Source organism: Neisseria sp. DTU_2020_1000833_1_SI_GRL_NUU_006 (assembly GCA_032388755.1).
Taxonomy (GTDB): Bacteria; Pseudomonadota; Gammaproteobacteria; order Burkholderiales; family Neisseriaceae; genus Neisseria; species Neisseria sicca_C.
In genome coordinates this window covers 1,823,879-1,839,680 of sequence record CP135593.1, presented here as the reverse complement: position 1 = coordinate 1,839,680, position 15,802 = coordinate 1,823,879, and the positions used below count along the sequence as shown (strand labels likewise).

22 protein-coding genes, 1 tRNA gene and 2 pseudogenes are annotated in these 15,802 nt (G+C 47.4%); 10 read left to right on the top strand and 15 right to left on the bottom strand.

The genetic code is table 11. The features are described from left to right. Positions 1–9: 9 nt before the first annotated feature. Positions 10–633: an FmdE family protein gene (locus tag RSJ68_08930; GenBank protein WNU96558.1), complete on the top strand. Its 624-nt coding sequence runs from the start codon at positions 10–12 to the stop codon at positions 631–633. Between the two features lie 71 nt (positions 634–704). Next, positions 705–1,463 carry an ABC transporter ATP-binding protein gene (locus RSJ68_08925; GenBank protein WNU98383.1) on the top strand — a complete coding sequence of 253 codons (759 nt, stop codon included), beginning with the start codon at positions 705–707 and terminating at the stop codon, positions 1,461–1,463. A 99-nt stretch (positions 1,464–1,562) separates the two neighbouring features. On the opposite strand, the pseudogene RSJ68_08920 reads toward RSJ68_08925, so the two are convergent. Further along, positions 1,563–1,688 (bottom strand): annotated as a pseudogene (locus tag RSJ68_08920) (IS5/IS1182 family transposase). Between the two features lie 177 nt (positions 1,689–1,865). On the opposite strand from RSJ68_08920, the gene RSJ68_08915 reads away from it, so the two are divergent. Beyond that, positions 1,866–2,093: a hypothetical protein gene (locus tag RSJ68_08915; protein WNU98382.1), complete on the top strand. Its 228-nt coding sequence runs from the start codon at positions 1,866–1,868 to the stop codon at positions 2,091–2,093. Positions 2,094–2,397: 304 nt separating this feature from the next. On the opposite strand, the gene queA is transcribed toward RSJ68_08915, so the two are convergent. After that, complete coding sequence (gene queA, locus RSJ68_08910; protein ID WNU96557.1) at positions 2,398–3,441, bottom strand: tRNA preQ1(34) S-adenosylmethionine ribosyltransferase-isomerase QueA; 1,044 nt, start codon at positions 3,439–3,441, stop codon at positions 2,398–2,400. 179 nt (positions 3,442–3,620) lie between these two features. Here queA and apbC point away from each other — a divergent pair, with 179 nt between their 5' ends. Further along, positions 3,621–4,700, top strand: a complete 1,080-nt coding sequence (gene apbC, locus RSJ68_08905; GenBank protein WNU98381.1) for an iron-sulfur cluster carrier protein ApbC — start codon at positions 3,621–3,623, stop codon at positions 4,698–4,700. 170 nt (positions 4,701–4,870) lie between these two features. Beyond that, positions 4,871–4,946, top strand: a tRNA-Lys gene (locus tag RSJ68_08900). On the opposite strand, the pseudogene RSJ68_08895 reads toward RSJ68_08900, so the two are convergent. The 12 genes and pseudogenes from RSJ68_08895 to RSJ68_08840 form a co-directional block, all read right to left on the bottom strand. Beyond that, a pseudogene (locus tag RSJ68_08895) lies at positions 4,934–5,970 on the bottom strand (site-specific integrase). The gene RSJ68_08900 and the pseudogene RSJ68_08895 sit on opposite strands and share 13 nt — an antisense overlap. Next, positions 5,886–6,215 carry an excisionase family DNA-binding protein gene (locus RSJ68_08890; protein ID WNU96556.1) on the bottom strand — a complete coding sequence of 110 codons (330 nt, stop codon included), beginning with the start codon at positions 6,213–6,215 and terminating at the stop codon, positions 5,886–5,888. Before RSJ68_08890 ends, RSJ68_08895 begins: the two are co-directional and overlap by 85 nt. 2 nt (positions 6,216–6,217) lie before the next feature. Continuing rightward, positions 6,218–6,472, bottom strand: coding sequence for a lipopolysaccharide heptosyltransferase (locus RSJ68_08885; protein ID WNU96555.1), 255 nt, complete (start codon positions 6,470–6,472; stop codon positions 6,218–6,220). A gap of 7 nt (positions 6,473–6,479) precedes the next feature. After that, positions 6,480–6,929 carry a hypothetical protein gene (locus RSJ68_08880; protein WNU96554.1) on the bottom strand — a complete coding sequence of 150 codons (450 nt, stop codon included), beginning with the start codon at positions 6,927–6,929 and terminating at the stop codon, positions 6,480–6,482. Then, on the bottom strand, positions 6,929–7,690 hold the full coding sequence (locus tag RSJ68_08875; protein WNU96553.1) for a conjugal transfer protein TraL: 762 nt from the start codon (positions 7,688–7,690) through the stop codon (positions 6,929–6,931). Before RSJ68_08875 ends, RSJ68_08880 begins: the two co-directional genes overlap by 1 nt. 150 nt (positions 7,691–7,840) lie before the next feature. Then, on the bottom strand, positions 7,841–8,392 hold the full coding sequence (locus RSJ68_08870) for a TrbM/KikA/MpfK family conjugal transfer protein (protein ID WNU96552.1): 552 nt from the start codon (positions 8,390–8,392) through the stop codon (positions 7,841–7,843). Positions 8,393–8,520: 128 nt separating this feature from the next. Then, entirely contained in the window at positions 8,521–8,688 is a 168-nt protein-coding gene (locus RSJ68_08865) for a hypothetical protein (protein WNU96551.1), read from the bottom strand. 198 nt (positions 8,689–8,886) lie between these two features. Beyond that, positions 8,887–9,165 carry a hypothetical protein gene (locus RSJ68_08860; protein ID WNU96550.1) on the bottom strand — a complete coding sequence of 93 codons (279 nt, stop codon included), beginning with the start codon at positions 9,163–9,165 and terminating at the stop codon, positions 8,887–8,889. 622 nt (positions 9,166–9,787) lie between these two features. After that, positions 9,788–10,093 (bottom strand): hypothetical protein, encoded by a 306-nt coding sequence (locus RSJ68_08855; GenBank protein ID WNU96549.1) that lies wholly within the window; start codon positions 10,091–10,093, stop codon positions 9,788–9,790. A 652-nt stretch (positions 10,094–10,745) separates the two neighbouring features. Next, a complete protein-coding gene (locus tag RSJ68_08850) occupies positions 10,746–11,132 on the bottom strand; it encodes a type II toxin-antitoxin system VapC family toxin (GenBank protein ID WNU96548.1) in 387 nt (128 codons plus the stop codon). Next, the gene (locus RSJ68_08845) at positions 11,129–11,374 is read right to left on the bottom strand and encodes a type II toxin-antitoxin system Phd/YefM family antitoxin (protein ID WNU96547.1); all 246 of its coding nucleotides are present in this window, start codon (positions 11,372–11,374) and stop codon (positions 11,129–11,131) included. The genes RSJ68_08850 and RSJ68_08845 overlap by 4 nt, the downstream gene beginning before the upstream one ends. A 111-nt stretch (positions 11,375–11,485) precedes the next feature. Then, the gene (locus RSJ68_08840; protein WNU96546.1) at positions 11,486–12,169 is read right to left on the bottom strand and encodes a S24 family peptidase; all 684 of its coding nucleotides are present in this window, start codon (positions 12,167–12,169) and stop codon (positions 11,486–11,488) included. Positions 12,170–12,289: 120 nt separating this feature from the next. Between RSJ68_08840 and RSJ68_08835 the strand changes: the two genes are divergently transcribed. From RSJ68_08835 to RSJ68_08820, 4 genes are all read left to right on the top strand, one after another. Next, complete coding sequence (locus RSJ68_08835) at positions 12,290–12,502, top strand: helix-turn-helix transcriptional regulator (protein WNU96545.1); 213 nt, start codon at positions 12,290–12,292, stop codon at positions 12,500–12,502. A 2-nt stretch (positions 12,503–12,504) separates the two neighbouring features. Next, positions 12,505–13,272: a hypothetical protein gene (locus RSJ68_08830; protein ID WNU96544.1), complete on the top strand. Its 768-nt coding sequence runs from the start codon at positions 12,505–12,507 to the stop codon at positions 13,270–13,272. A gap of 507 nt (positions 13,273–13,779) precedes the next feature. Continuing rightward, positions 13,780–14,028: a type II toxin-antitoxin system prevent-host-death family antitoxin gene (locus RSJ68_08825; protein WNU96543.1), complete on the top strand. Its 249-nt coding sequence runs from the start codon at positions 13,780–13,782 to the stop codon at positions 14,026–14,028. Further along, positions 14,028–14,288 (top strand): Txe/YoeB family addiction module toxin, encoded by a 261-nt coding sequence (locus RSJ68_08820; protein WNU96542.1) that lies wholly within the window; start codon positions 14,028–14,030, stop codon positions 14,286–14,288. Before RSJ68_08825 ends, RSJ68_08820 begins: the two co-directional genes overlap by 1 nt. Positions 14,289–14,336: 48 nt before the next feature. On the opposite strand, the gene RSJ68_08815 is transcribed toward RSJ68_08820, so the two are convergent. Further along, entirely contained in the window at positions 14,337–14,717 is a 381-nt protein-coding gene (locus RSJ68_08815) for a hypothetical protein (protein ID WNU96541.1), read from the bottom strand. A 665-nt stretch (positions 14,718–15,382) separates the two neighbouring features. Between RSJ68_08815 and RSJ68_08810 the strand changes: the two genes are divergently transcribed. Continuing rightward, positions 15,383–15,781: a phosphoglycerate kinase gene (locus tag RSJ68_08810; protein WNU96540.1), complete on the top strand. Its 399-nt coding sequence runs from the start codon at positions 15,383–15,385 to the stop codon at positions 15,779–15,781. Positions 15,782–15,802: the final 21 nt, after the last annotated feature.

Sequence of the window (15,802 nt, the reverse complement as noted above, 5' to 3'; positions counted from 1 at the left end):
GGATAAATCATGACTCAAGAACATTTCCCCGAATTTTTCGAGCAAGCCCCGACGCTGACCGTCCAAGACGCGCTCGCCGAATTTCTCGGCGCGGCAGAGGAGGGCATCATGCAGTATCGCTACGCCGATGCCGTCCGCCTGTGCGGACACTCCTGTCCCACCGTCGCAGGCGCGTACCTCATGACGCTTAAAGGCTTGAAAGCACTTTACGGCAGCGACCTGCCGCAGCGCGGCGGAATCGAAGCCGCCATGCAGGGCGCGCGCGACGAAGGCACGGTCGGCGTTACCGCATCCGTCGTCCAACTTTTAACCGGCGCCGCTCCCGAAACCGGCTTCGGCGGCGTCGGCCCGCAAGGACGCTTCGCCCGCCGCAACCTGTTGAGTTTCGATGCCGACATCGAAGGCACGCTGACCCTGCGCCGCAAAGACAACGGCAAAACCGTCGCCGTCAGCCTCAACGCCGCCATGCAGCCCTTCGCCCCCGAAATGCGCGACATCATGCCCAAAGCCGTCAGCGGCACCGCCACCGCAGAAGAACTCAAACGCTTCGGCGAACTCTGGCAGGCGCGTGTTAAAGCCTTCTTGATTGATTTGGCAGACAATCCCCAATTCGTCATCGTTCGCGAAATCTGAAGCCCATCCTTTTCAGACGACCTCTCATGTTCGGAGGTCGTCTGAAAACAAATCCACACATCACACCCATCATGATTACCATCCGCAACGTCAGCTTCCACATCGGCGGCAACCCCATCCTCAACAACGTCAGCCTAGACATCCCCGAAGGCGGCATTACCGCGCTCATCGGTCCAAACGGCGCAGGCAAATCCACGCTCCTCTCCTTCATGGCGCGCCTCCGCCCGCTGGAACAGGGCAGCATCAGTTACGCCGGCAAAGATGTTTCGACCACGCCCACCGCCGATCTGGCAAAAACGCTCTCCATCCTGACCCAAGAAAACAGCGTCATGAGCCGCATTACCGTTCGCGACCTGCTCATGTTCGGGCGTTATCCCTACCACCAAGGCAGACCGACCCCCAAAGATCTTGCTATCGTCGAAAACGCACTTTCCGAGTTCAAACTGGACAGCTTCGCCAACCGCTACCTGACCGAACTCTCCGGCGGACAACGCCAACGCGCCATGATTGCCATGGTCTTCTGCCAAAGCACCGATTACGTCCTCTTGGACGAACCGCTCAACAACCTCGATATGTACCACGCCCGCGCCCTCATGCAGCTGCTCCAGCGGCTGACCCGCGAACACAAGCGCACCACCGTCGTCGTCCTGCACGACATCAACCAAGCCGCCGCCTACGCCGACCACGTCGTCGCCATGAAAAACGGACAAGTCGCCATGACTGGCGCGCCGAACGACATCTTTACCGCTGAAAATATTAAAGATTTGTTTGATATGGATGTCGACGTATTGGACTATCAGGGCAAGAAGCTGGTTATCCATCACGTTTGAGATGCGGATGTGGAAAAGGTCGTCTGAAAAGTTTTCAGACGACCTTCCATCATCAACCCCAACGTAACCCCGTTTTTAGACGACATCAAGCTGCGGCTGAATGTATAGCGGATTAACTTTAAACCAGTACGGCGTTGCCTCGCCTTGCCGTACTATCTGTGCTGTCTGCGGCTTCGTCGCCTTGTCCTGATTTAAATTTAATCCACTATAAGGTGTGTTTGATAGGGAATAAGTACGGATGACTCGGGAAAAGCTTTAGAACGCATCGGCAAGAATGAATAAATGAATATTTGTTATTGAAAAACCTACCGACCGGCTTCAATCAGGAAAAGCATGAAGAAGCAAGGGAAGGGATTTATCGTTGGCAGCGTCGGAACTTTTGGAAATGGCGTGAGGGATTCTATGAACAATTGGAAGCAGTTTATATTTTTTGTAATATTGGTCATAGCTTGTTATCAATTTCTATATTTTTTATCCGATATGTTCCTTCTCAGCTATATCAATAAATACAGTTGGAATTTGAATTTTATTCAGGGGACTTTGAATTTTCTTTCAATATTTCTTCCCTATGTTTTTGTTAGACGAATTTTCAGGAAAACCAATCAAGAAAAGGAAGATGCAAATAATTGAAGTTCGACTTCATGAATTATAGTGGATTAACTTTAAATCAGGACAAGGCGACGAAGCCGCAGACAGTACAGATAGTACGGCAAGGCGAGGCAACGCTGTACTGGTTTAAAGTTAATCCACTATAAAGCTGGTTTCATATTGAACCGGGAGACTGATGGCGAACCGAAATAATAAGGTTCCTGCCGTTATTCCCGCGCGGGCAGGAAATCCATAGGAAATTTTACGAAATAAGCGTTTAAAAACCGTTGCCGGATTCAAAAGCAAATTTCCAGGGCGGGAAGGGCGGCAGGAGGAGCAGTATCTTTTAATCCTCGATGTCCGTTTCTCTCCGCCCCAAAACCATCGCGTCCCCGTAGCTGAAAAAACGGTATTCATGTTCGACCGCATGGCGGTACACCGAACGGATGTGTTCCATGCCCGAAAACGCGCTGACGAGCATCAGGAGCGTGGATTTGGGCAGGTGGAAATTGGTAATCAGGCGGTCGATGACGCGGAAGCGGTAGCCGGGCGTAATGAAAATATCGGTATCGCCCTGTCCCGCTTTCAGACGACCTGTCTCGCGAGCGGCGGATTCGAGGGCGCGCATGGAAGTGGTGCCGACTGCCCAAACTTTGTTTCCGCGCGTATGGGCGGCTTCGATGGCGGCGACGGTTTCGGGCGGTACGTCAAACCATTCGCTGTGCATTTTGTGTTCTTCGATTTTGTCCACGCGCACGGGCTGGAACGTTCCCGCGCCGACGTGCAGGGTGACTTCCGCCGTTTCCACGCCTTTGGCTTTCAGACGACCTAAAAGCTCGTCTGTAAAATGCAAACCTGCCGTCGGCGCCGCGACCGCGCCCTGATGTTTGGCATAGACGGTTTGATAGCGCGTGTCGTCATCTGCGCCGGCAGCGCGTTCGATATAGGGCGGCAGCGGCAAATGACCGTTTTGCTCCAGCAGCTCGTAAACGGTTTGTTCGCCTTCAAAGCGCAGGCAGAACAGTTCGTCCGCACGCTCCACCATGACGGCACAAATATCGCCTTCGAAAATCAGCTTCGTGCCGGGTTTGGGCGATTTGGACGAGCGGATGTGCGCCAGCGCGGTGTGGTTGTCCAAAACGCGCTCTATTAAGGCCTCGATTTTTCCGCCGCTCTCTTTTTGCCCGAACAGCCGCGCTTTCATGACTTTGGTGTTGTTGAACACCAAAACGTCGCCCGCCTCAATATAATCAGGCAAATCGCCGAACACGCGGTCTTGCAGCGGCATATCGGGCAGCGCGACCAAAAGGCGGCTGCTGCCGCGCACTTCGGGTGGGTGCTGGGCAATTAATCGGTCGGGCAGGGTGAAATCGAAATCGGAAATGTCCATAATCTTAATTTTGATGCTTACAAATGTTGTCAGGCGGTCATTATACGCATTTCCCCGCGGGCTTGGCGTTTCATGCGAAAGGTCGTCTGAAACGCCAAGCCCGCAATATTTTGCGTCCGAACAAGGCAATACGGTATCATTCGTTCTGTTTCAAACGCCACCGCATCAGAGAGAACAACATGAATATCCCCGCCATTTCCGCCGCAATCGAAGCAGTAAAAATCCCCGGCACCGAACGCACGCTCGGCAGCGAAAAAGCCGTCAAACTGTTGGCAGAACGTTCCGACGGCCTCCATATCGGACTGAAATTCGGATTCCCCGTCGGGCATATCGCCGCCGAAATCGCCAACAGCCTGCAAGAAGCCGTCATCGGCATCACGCGCGATGCGCATATCCACCTCAGCATTGACACTGAAATCACAACACACAAAGTACAGCCCGGCGTTGCCACCATCAAAGGCGTCAAAAATATCATTGCCGTTGCATCCGGTAAAGGCGGTGTCGGCAAATCCACCACCACCGCCAATCTCGCCACCGCTATGGCACGCATGGGCGCGCGCGTGGGCGTGCTGGATGCCGACCTCTACGGCCCCAGCCAACCGACCATGTTGGGTGTGCAAGACCGCAAACCCGACCAACAAAACAAAAAACTGATTCCCGTCGAAGCCGACAGCGGCATCCAAGTGATGTCCATCGGCTTTCTGGTCGATACCGATCAAGCCGTCGTTTGGCGCGGCCCGATGGTCAGCCAAGCCTTGCAGCAGTTGATGTTCCAAAGCGAGTGGGACGAAGTGGACTACCTTTTCATCGACCTGCCGCCAGGCACTGGCGACATCCAGCTCACCCTGTCGCAAAAAATCCCTGTAACCGGCTCGGTCGTCGTTACCACGCCGCAAGACATCGCCCTGATTGACGCACGCAAGGCGGTCGATATGTTCCACAAAGTCAACATCCCGATTTTCGGCGTACTGGAAAACATGTCGGTACATATCTGCTCCAACTGCGGCCACACCGAAGCTATTTTCGGTTCTGAAGGCGGCAAAAACTTGGCAGGTCGTCTGAATGTCCCGCTGCTCGGACAACTCCCGTTAAGCCTGCCCGTACGCGAAGCAATGGATGGCGGCGCGGCGAAACAGTTGTTTGACGAACATCCCGCCATTGCCAAAATCTACACCGACGCAGCCTTCCAAATCGCCCTGACCATTGCAGACAAAGGCAAAGATTTCAGCAGCCGCTTCCCGAAAATTGTAGTGGAATAAAGGGCAGAGGTCGTCTGAAAGCCTTTCGAACGGTTTCAGACGACCTTGTAGTGCTGAAGATTATGCTAAAGCGAATAATCGGAAAATCAAATATTTAAAGATTTAATCTTGTTGTTTTGAGAAAATTGCTTGACACAAAAAGTTCCGCCTTCTATAATTCATAGCTTATCGGGTCGTTAGCTCAGTCGGTAGAGCAGCGGACTTTTAATCCGTTGGTCGAGCGTTCGAATCGCTCACGACCCACCACTTTTCCTAAGCCTAAACAGTCGTTTAGGTTTTTTTCTTTACCATCGCCTATGTTGGGGTGTGCCTGTTTTGTGTCGAAACCGAGACCGACACTGTCCAATAAAGCCGCGTGTCCGTGCAAATGTTCAGGAGCCAGATGGGCATACTTCTGAACCATCCCGACGTTTTCCCAACCGCCCATTTCCTGCAAAGCGGCGAGCGGAACGCCGGCTTGTACCAGCCAACTTGCCCAAGTATGCCTCAGATCGTGCCATCTGAAATCGGTAATGCCTGCCTGAGACAATGCGTTTTTCCAAATACGCGAACTGATGCTTTTCACGGGTTTGCCGTTTGGTAGAGTAAAAACAAAAGACGGGTGTTTGCCCGTCCGTTTTTCCAATATACCGAGTGCCGTCTGATTCAGGGCAACGCCGATAGCGCGTCCTGCTTTGGCTTCGTCGGCCTCAATCCATGCCGTCTTGCGGCTTAGATTGATCTGCGACCAATTCAGCCCCAGTACATTGCGTTGCCGCAAGCCTGTCGCCAAGCTGAAGACCGCCATATCTGCCATATATTCCGGCAGGGCATCAATCAGCCTTTGGGCTTCTTCATGCTTCAGCCAACGGATACGGCGTTTGGCCTCACGATATAGCTTCAACTTCGGCACATTGTCCAGCCAGCCCCATTCTTTTTCCGCCTTATTCAAAATCGAACGGATTAAGGCAAGATAGCGATTTTTGGTACTGTCTGAACAAGTCATGCGGTTGATGGTCTGCATGATGAAATCACGGCTCATATGGTGCAAGAAGACACCTCTGAAATGAACCAGGCAGCGCAGCCGGCTGATGTCATCCCTGATGCTTTTCTTGTCCCCCATCTCTTCAATCCACCGAACTGCCGCTTCATCCCACAGTCGTTTCGGTTTTTCGTTGAAATGTTCTTGCTGCCACAATTCATGTTTCAGTTTGTCATGCAGCCTTTGAGCTTCATTTTTGTCTTTGGTGCGAGAAGATTGTCTAATTCTTTGACCGCGTTGCGTTGTGATGTCAATGTAATAGACGCCATTTTCGCGTTTATAGATCGGCATTTTTGTCCACTCCTACTTTCGAGTGAAGCCAGCAACCGCGCATTTTCCAGTTCGGTCAAAAATGCGTCAAGTGCGGGCTGCGTAATACAGTATTTCCGCCCGGGCATGGAGGCTGCCAAACGGCCGGAGCGGATGTGTTCCCGTATGGTTTCGGGGTGGCATTTACAGTATTGCGCCGCTTCTTTTACGTCATAAGTTTTCATGGCTACCTCACTGTTTCATAGACCGTATAGGGGGCATTTTCCAGCAGCAGCGACAACCGCCGAACTGCCGCATAGCGTTTAATACGCGGCTCAAGTACCAAAAAATTGCTCCTGTTGATATAAAACAGCAGGCAGAGATAACCCTGCCTGTCTGTATCAATCGGAACCAGTTTGTAATGTGGGTATTGTTCCTCATGTGGGACAAACAACCTACCTACTTTTTCGGTAACAACCTTTATTCTTGATTCCGATAACATATGAATCCTATACAAATTTTGAAATAAAGAGCCCCAAAAGAATAATTGCAAAAAATATCAATGCAGCGACTAACCAAGAACGATTCATTTTAGCTACCACTTCATCAATATGCGCCTGAGTTTGCTTTGCAATTGTTTGTTGAATGGAACTGGATATTCGTCCTTCACTTTCGGACAATTCTTTGCCGTACCCTGCCAGCAGATCAGCCAGAATCTGTGCCCGATAGGTTTTCAAATCTTCCGCAATCTGAACCGCCGCTTTCAGCGGTTCTTCGATTTCGGCAGTGATTTCGTCAAAATCCTGACGGGTATGGACGCGCTGCTCGGCAAACAGAGCTTTCAGACGGCCTTCCATTATCAGCAGGATGGGAATGATGGGATCGTCCGCCGTCAGCTTTACGCCCGACAGGCGGAATGTTTCTGCAATAATGGCATCTACATCGGCTTGATTCATCATCACTCGCTTCCGTCTGCTTGCTGCGTTGCCAAGAACGGGACTTTATCCAGTTGTTGCCACAAATCGCGCTGTACGGTTTTCAGACGCTGGCGCGGCATCAAGCCAAATGTGTCAGATGTAATTGCTTCGGACAGTGATAAATTTTTACTTGTCATCTCCTCCAGGTCTTTACCGAAAGTGTCGGGATTGCGGTTCGGAATATGTACGATACCTATAATTTGGTCTTTAAATTCTTTATAAACTTTAAATTGGTCAAACGGTTTCTCCTGCTCCACGTTTCCCCGAAAATCGTTCAACCACACAACAACCTCGGCTTTCAGGCTTTTCAGTATCTGTACTAACCCGGTAATACAGTCGTTCAATGCCTGTCCGCCCGTCAGTGGCACATGAATTACCATTCTCACATTATTCTCGGCCAACAACTCCGGAATTGAGTTCTCCGCCATATAGGACATCAACGGCACAAACGTTGCCGCGCCGTTGTCAACAATGGCTATACCTTCTTCGAATACTAATTTTTCCACCAAGCCGTCAAAATTTCGCGAATTGATGGTATTGTGTTCCGTCATGATTTTAACCAGCTCGGGTTTGAAAGCCTGATGACGCAGAAAGGTTTGGTTTACAGGGTCTGTATCGAAGCAGAACATAGGGACAGGCATGGCTGCGGCTGCGGCGTTTTTCAAGTAGTCGGCGGTAAATGCAGCAATCGTAGATTTACCGACCCCGCCCTTACCCTGGGCAATAAAATGGACTTCCTTCATGGCATAACCTTTCGTTTGTAATGATTTTTCACAAAAAGAAACCTGCTCGCCCTTGAACAGGCTTTCGTTTGTAAAAAAGCAGCTCTCACCTTTCGGAAGAGCTGCATAAACTGCTAAACATTATGCCGATGTAGAGCAGGAGTGAAATTTTCAGTGAACATCAACCCAACGACCACCGGTTTTCTCTTCGCCTACATAACGCACCTTGTCGCCAGTGGTTGTCCAACCATGTTCAAAATATGCTTTGCAGTATTGCGGTTTATCGGGACGGACACGGAATTTTTTAACCATCTGACAGTTTTCCTGTTTCGTGTAGTTTCGACCAAGGCGGTTATAGGTTTTCTGTTCGCAAACCTCTTCCCATGCCGAGTAACGCATCATTCGATTCAACTCTTTTGCATCACAACGACCGGCTCCTTCCGCGATGGCATCTACTAATCCAGCCATTTCCCGATTTTCAGAACTTGCCGGACACATCTTCAAGAAGTTCCGACGTGCTTTGAGGGTATCTCCCAATTTCTTGTGTCGGATCGAAAAATAACGCTTAATCGACGGCGCACACTCGCTCGGACGGTCGCCCGAAGACAGACACAAAACCGCCTCGCACGCCAAGCGAGCATCACCCGCCAACACATCGTCGGCAAAAGCCGCAGGAGCAGCTCCCAGCATGGCGGCCGCCAGCAAACCCAAAGATTTATTCATACACACACCTTTTAAAAGACCCGCCGATGCGGGTATTGAAACCAAAGACGAAAAAAAGGATAATCTGCGTACCCCTACGCGAGATTATCCATCTCCGAAAAAGCCGCTTTCGTAAGAAAGCGGTTTTTTCATTGCCATATGACCGTCCGAACTTGGAACTTTCTTCCTTCTTGGACAATGTTCACACATAAATCACCATTGCCCTTCATCAGCAGGTCAACCTGCTGTGCAGCGGCTCTCATGCTTTGATATGCCCCGATGACGATCTGTTTGACGGGCTTGCGGAGTTTTTTCATGTTGCTTCCTTTCGCTTTTAGATAAAGTGAAGGTCGTCTGAAACGTTTTCAGACGACCTCAGAATTTAATTGCAGGGCTTACACCTGCTCCCCGACCTGTTGCCGGTAGTCAGCCCTTAATGTCAGGCAGGACGTTTGATTGATGCTTGCGGCGATACATACGACACGGGAAGCCTCAAGAGTTCGATAAAATAATGTTTATCCTCTAGCCTTTAAAATTCCCCTCAATACAGATTCAACCTCTTGTGTTGCCTCCACGATGGAAACCTGTTTCTGCCCGAAAATACTGGCGAAGAACGCCTTAACCAGCAGTTTCCGTTCCTCCTTGCTGTAATCGTCTTGGGGAATCACGCCCCGTGAAATCATGCGCTCCAGCATTTCACGTTCTTCCTGATCGCGGCGGTATTCCACTGCATGGCGCAGTTTGGCATCTATGTTTGCCTTCAGTCGTACTAAGGCGTCGTTCTCTTGCTTCATTTTGCGTCTCCGTCAAAACAGGCTGAAATGCAGGGCTTCCACCTGCTCCCCGACCTATTGCCGGTAGTCAGCCTTATCAGGGCATCGCTCAAAACGGCAAAGCGCGATAACTGCCATGCCGCCGATTTTTACCCTCCCGCTACTGCTGGTTGTTCACGGGCAAAGTGCTTGTTCACACAACATCACACACGGACGGTATCGGAACCGCTCAGTCTTCCTTTCTCTCGAGCCGCTGAGTTGCCCGCCGCCTTTTGTGTAGCTAGGCGGTAGAAAAGGTCGTCTGAAGCCATCTTCAAACGACCCAAAAACAAAACCCGCTTATTCAGAACAGTATAATCACGTCAGGCGGTCGGACTGCACCGATACGCCCGCACCCTGAGAAAGTCAGGCGTATCACGGCATCGAACCGCCCGAAAGGAGGTGGAGCCTCGTGAAAATAATAAAAATTGCAGTATTAGTTTTGCTTTTATTTGCTTCGATTCCTGCTTGGTAGCAGTCTAAGACAACTTAATATAAAGCAGCCGTCGGTTCTTGGCGCACCCGACGACTTTATTTTATCCTGATATACAGCCACAGACAACCACATACAGTCATATACAGCACATACAGCCGACAGGTGCTGTCAATTTGCCGATTTCTTCTGACAAAATCCTGCAAACCACCCCTCAAACTCCGCAGCAATCTCATCAATATCGTCAAAATCGCTATCTTTCCAAAGATCGCTGCCTTTCAGATACCACTCAAACTTCCACCAGTAGTCGTTCGCGATGCACGATGTGACGAATGCGTCATCGTGATTCTCACGGTTCGCCTCATAAATTTCCTGTCCCGATCGCACATAAACCGCCGAGCGTTTTTCAAAATGATCACTGATTTCTGCTGCTTTGATTTGCAGGGCTTTAATTTCATCCTTTGTCATATTTGTCATAACCGCACCTTTGAACTATAATAAACTGTCTGATTATTTCGGATGAATCTAAACGGAAACCCACTTGTGCAAGAAGTGGGCTTGGATTTGGATACACCTTTAAAGACGGGTAGAGCCGTCTGAACATTTGGGCATACGCCCTATCGGATTTATCCGATAAATACCCGCTCATGGCGGGCAAAAGAAAAATCAAAATGTATTTTGCAGCTTGTCCGCAGATTATCGCTGCTGCATCGGGATTACGTCCCGATTAAAAAATACGTCCAACTTGCCGCCTGTTACCGGACCCTCTCATCAGGCTACCCGGATGCGCGGCATTTTTTTTGGGCAGGTTGAATGCTGCCCACAACCGTTTATCCGATTTACCCAAAGGCTCGATCGCCTTTTCTACGCCCGTTGTTTCGGACTTTTTAAGCCGAAATAACTCCGAAGGCCGGTTGCTTCGTTCCAAACTGTTAAAGAACTTTGATGTACGTATATTAGCCATAGGTAACAAATATTGCAAGAAAAATATTAGCCAAAGCTAAATTTTTACATTTAAAATTAAATAACGTATTGATTATAATGGTTATATTTTAAAGGTAATAAGATGCTTAGGATTGAAAAAAGGTCGTCTGAATTTCAGACGACCTTTTGTGTTTGAAATATATTTTTACTTGCTTGCATCAATTACCCTGATTCCGTATTGAGGGATATATCCGTCAACAGTCATCAGTTCTAAGCCTTCCGCTTGAGTTTGGGCAATCAGCATTCTGTCAAAGGGATCTCGGTGTATCGGAGGGAGTAATCCTGCTTGTTTAGCATGGAAGAAATCTATAGGCAGATTCTCAAAATCTTGTTGCTCTGTAATATCAAAAAATTCTTCAGGCAGTTTCAGCAGCCCTTTATTTAATTTGATGGAAATTTCCCAAATGCTTGCTGCACTGACAAAAATCAGATTATTGGGATTTCTGATTATTTTATGGGCATTTTCGCCTAATTTGTCATCATCCATCAGCCACCACAGTAAAACGTGCGTATCTAACAGAATCTTTCTCATAGCGAAGAAGCCTCAAATAAATCTGCGGTATCGTCATCACTTTCAAGGATTCTGGAAATATCGGTATTTTGGGAATTGCTGAATTTTTTCAGACCGCCTGCTTTCCGCTCTTGTTTGACAATACCGGTCAATTGAACGCAGGGTTTTCCTGCCTTGGCTATAATGACTGTTTCGCCTGCCTCAGCTTTTTGGATCAATTGGCTGAGATTGGTTTTTGCCTGATGTATATTTGCTTGGAACATGATTAAGACCTTAAACTTAGTTTAGTTAGCTAACTATATCCTATATTGAAATAAACAGCTACTATTTTCACCAAAACAAAAGGTCGTCTAAAAATTCAGACGACCTTTTTTCTAAAACCTTTGGAAAATCTGAGACTGTCCTATTAAGACTTTGCCGATGACTACTAGGCTTGTTCTGTCTTTGGGGGAGATTTCCCAACTCTTATACTGCCGATTGTCAGAGATTACGAGTAGATTATTTCCGACCATTTGTAGTCTTTTCAGATGGAGATGATTTCCAACCATAAACAGATACACGCCATCTCCGTCATATTTGTTTATAGATATATCTACAAACACTAAATCGCCCGGCTCCAGTGTTCCGGACATATTATCAACCCGAATATTTGTCAGTCTCAAACTTTCGGGATTTTTAGCAGCGAAAATCCTGCGATACTGGTCTTCCGCATATTCAATATAAGAAATGTTGGCTGAAATATCTGAAGTGTTGATTAGATACTGATTGAGTATGTCGTTATCAAGCATTTTTACAGTAAATGGTGATACGGCTGTTTCAGCAGATTTTGTATTGCTAGATTTATTTGCCCAAAATCCCTTTCCGCTGGCCAGCCAGTCAGGATCACATTCAAGAAATTCAGAAGCTCTTAGTAAATTTTGCCCAGCTAAAACTTTGGTTGTGCCATTCAGCCATTTGGATACTGAAGGTGGTTTGACTTTGCAATATTTAGCCAAATCAGCCTGTGATTTGCCTAAGTCGTCAAGGCGTTTTTTGATTCTGTCTGCAAGTGTATTCATTTTCTAATTATCGCTTTACGGCTTTTTCTTTTGGGTAATAGCATTTTTTCGATTATTGATTTATTTGTTAGCTATGGGTAATATGAGAACCTTGGTTTTGTCAATTACAAGGAAATGACAGTGAGCGAATACACATTGCAGCAGTGGTTGCGCGAAAGAAGAGGTCGTCTGAAAGAGATGGCTCAAACATTAGACATCAACTACTCGTGGATTTCTCAAATTGCCAGTGGTCGGAAAAAAGCCCCTTTGGATACAGCAATTAAAATTTCGGCTTATACCAATAACGAAGTTACGGTTGAAGCCATCTCCAAAGCCTATAAACCTAAAAAGTAGCCATGCTCACCGCCGACATCCGCCATCACATTACAACGGACTTCGTGGTTTATCGCGAGTTCGGGCTTTTGTGCGGCTCTAATATTCAGGCGGCAACATTGCTGTCGGGGCTGTTTTGGTGGAGCGATGTGGTTGACAAAGAGCCGAAACGTCATGGCTGGATATACAAGACGGCCGCCCAGTTGTTCAACGAGTTTGGGCTGACGCGACGTGGCTACGAGAAGGCGCGGAAGTTTTTATCGGGCAAAGGCGTAATCCAATGCCGACGCGCAGGCGTACACGGCAGAATGCACTGGCAGCTCAATAAAGAGCGTTTATTGGAGCTTTGCTATCTAGTTAAAGGCGAGGCAGTGCCGCAATTCGACAGCCGCTATCATATCGATACAGACAATTTCCGCCTCGAGAAATGGATTAATCTCGGCCTTTGGAATGACTTTTTGAAGATGCGTGCCGAAAAAGGCAAATCTGTCAACTTGAAGCAGAAAAAAATCCTGCTAAACCAACTCAAAGACCTGAAAAACAAAAACTACGATCTCGATGCCGTGATGCAGAAATCGATTCTGAACGGCTGGGCGGGCTTCTATCCATCCGACCGTTCCCCTAATATCCCTGCGCCACCGACATCCGAAGCGGCCACGCGCAAAGCTAAGGCGGAATACGAAGCGCAAATCAAACAATCCGCCGACCCGCCGCCCGATATAGGCGGACAGCGGAATCCTGACAATCCTAATCGTCAAAATCTCATAAATTACTACAAGAAAAAACAGTAATCATCAGGCTGTTGGCACCACCACGCCCAAATGCTGCTCCGGCAGCTTTTTTTGCGCCCTTTGAAACCGGAAAGGTCGTCTGAAAGGCTGTTTTGCCTGTTTTTCGGCGCAAAGTGGGATATACCTGTCTGTTTTTCTGTCCTGCTTTCGTGTTTTTATACTAATTAGATTATCAGAACCCGCTTTTTTGATGAAAATAAGTAATTGAAAACATTGTGTTTGTACATATTGAACTAAGAATTTTGGCTTTAGAAGACAGAGAACTTTGTCCCCATAGGACGACCTTTATACAAAGACCACATTCACAGACCACTATCAAAAAATATTACAGGCGGCCGCCTGATTGTTTTTTGTGCAATTTATGATCTATGTAGATAGATATTGGCGTTTGGGCGGATATGGGGTGTTTTTGAGGAGGGGATATGTACAGGTTTTGTGGATAAATAGCTAGAAATATGTACAGGTTTACTGTACAATTAATTGTGTTGCTTAATGGAGATACAAAAAATGGACTATGTAATCAGCTACACCGCAGCCCGTGAAGATTTGGCGAAGGTTATGACCAAAGTGTGCGAAGACCAAGTAGTAACACATATTACGCGCCGGAACGGAGGGAACTGTGTCTTGATGTCTGAAGAAGAGTACGGCTCTATTATGGAGACGCTTTACCTGTTCGGAAATCCTGCCAATGCTGCACGTTTGGAACACTCGCTGGCTCAGGCAGAACAGGGAGAATTTGTAGAGGTTGATCTGTGATGAAGCACCGTTTTACCACCGATGCCGCCGAAGATTTGGCTTATTGGAAAAAGCACGATGCCAGGAAGGTTGAACGGATCAAGTTGCTTTTGGAAGATATTAAAGCCAACCATCCGAAGGGAATCGGTAAACCTGAACCGCTGCGTCATCAGAAATCGGGACTGTGGTCACGAAGGATTGATCGGGAACACCGTTTGGTTTACTCGGTAGAAGAAGATACGGTAACGGTTTATGCCTGCCGATACCATTACGAACGCTGAACGCGGTATTTTACCTCGAAAGCCGTCTGAAAATTCAGACGGCTTTTTTTATATGTACTCCTTAGGATTGATCTGATTCTGCCAATCGAATTTGTGTTCGCCTGATTTCCCGGAGGAGGACTGATCCGGGTTTTCTGTCTTTTGACGTTCATTTTCTTTCAAATGATTTAGAGATGAAGGCGGTTTTTGAGCTTCAGTTTTGCTGTTTTCCGGCTGGTTGCTTTGCTCCGTTCGTAAGCGTGTTTTGACAAACCAGTTGATCGTCGTCAGTCCGACTTCGAGGCCGTTTTCTTTCAAAAATTGCTGAATCTGTTTTTGAGAAAAACCTTTTTGTTTGAGCAGCAGGATGTCGGATTTGAACGGCTCCAATTTGGAACGCCGTCCTTTTTCTTCCTGCTCGGTTATGAATTTTTCTACCGAAATACCCATATATAAATCCAATCTAATTTTAATCTATTCAAATCTAATAATTTCTAATAAAGAACCCATAAAATCTAATAGTAAACCAATAGAATCTACTTTTCAATCTAATATCATTCTAATTATATAACTATTTTAAATCTAACTAAATCTATTTATAGTCTATATAAATCTAAATTTATTCTAATAATAATCTATTTTAAATCTATTTGAATCTAATAATATCTAATATTTGAACTAATATCTTTCCAATCAGCGCGTATCTACCCTTCAAAAAGGGAGATTTCATAAGTACAACACTAATTTTAACTACAACGCAGGATAGGCAACGAGTGCCAAAAAACGCCCTAAAGCGTTTTTTCAATTCCGCCCAAAAGGGCGGAAACGCCGCAGAGCGGCTGAAGGTTTGAAACAACCATCGGGGGCAGCGGCCGCCGTGTTGTTGGTTGATGTCTAAATTTCAAAGCGCAAAAAGTCCAGACCAAGACAAGTGTCTTTGCACGGCTTCCACCTTTTCCACCACGCCGCAGAGGGCGCACCGGACAAAGATGAAAGCCGCACAAAGCCAGTCTGGACTTTTTGCGCTTTGAAATTTTTTACGACATCACAACACGGCGGCCGCTGCCCCCGATGGTTGTTTATTTATGAATGAACATTTATGAAAGGATTATCAAATGGGTCTTGATATGTACGGCTACACCATGAATGCCGAGTTTGTTGGCGACCGTCAAACCGATGTGAATGTGAGTGAAGATGAACGCGATGAAGCAGAACTGAATCAATTTGCGTACTGGCGGAAGTTTAACCATCTACATGGCTGGATGGAAAAACTATATCGGCAAAAAGGCGGTAAATGCGATGTATTTAATTGTTGTACGGTGCGGCTGGAACTAGAAGATTTAGAACGGCTGGAAGCTGATTTAAATGAAGAAAAACTAGAACACACGCCAGGCTTTTTCTTTGGAGACTCGCAAATCTATCCCGATGACATTACTGAAACCAAAACCTTTATAGCGAATGCGCGGTTAGCGATAGCTGAGGGGCGAGCAGTTTTCTATGACAGTTGGTGGTAATGGCTAAACGGTTTCGGGCGG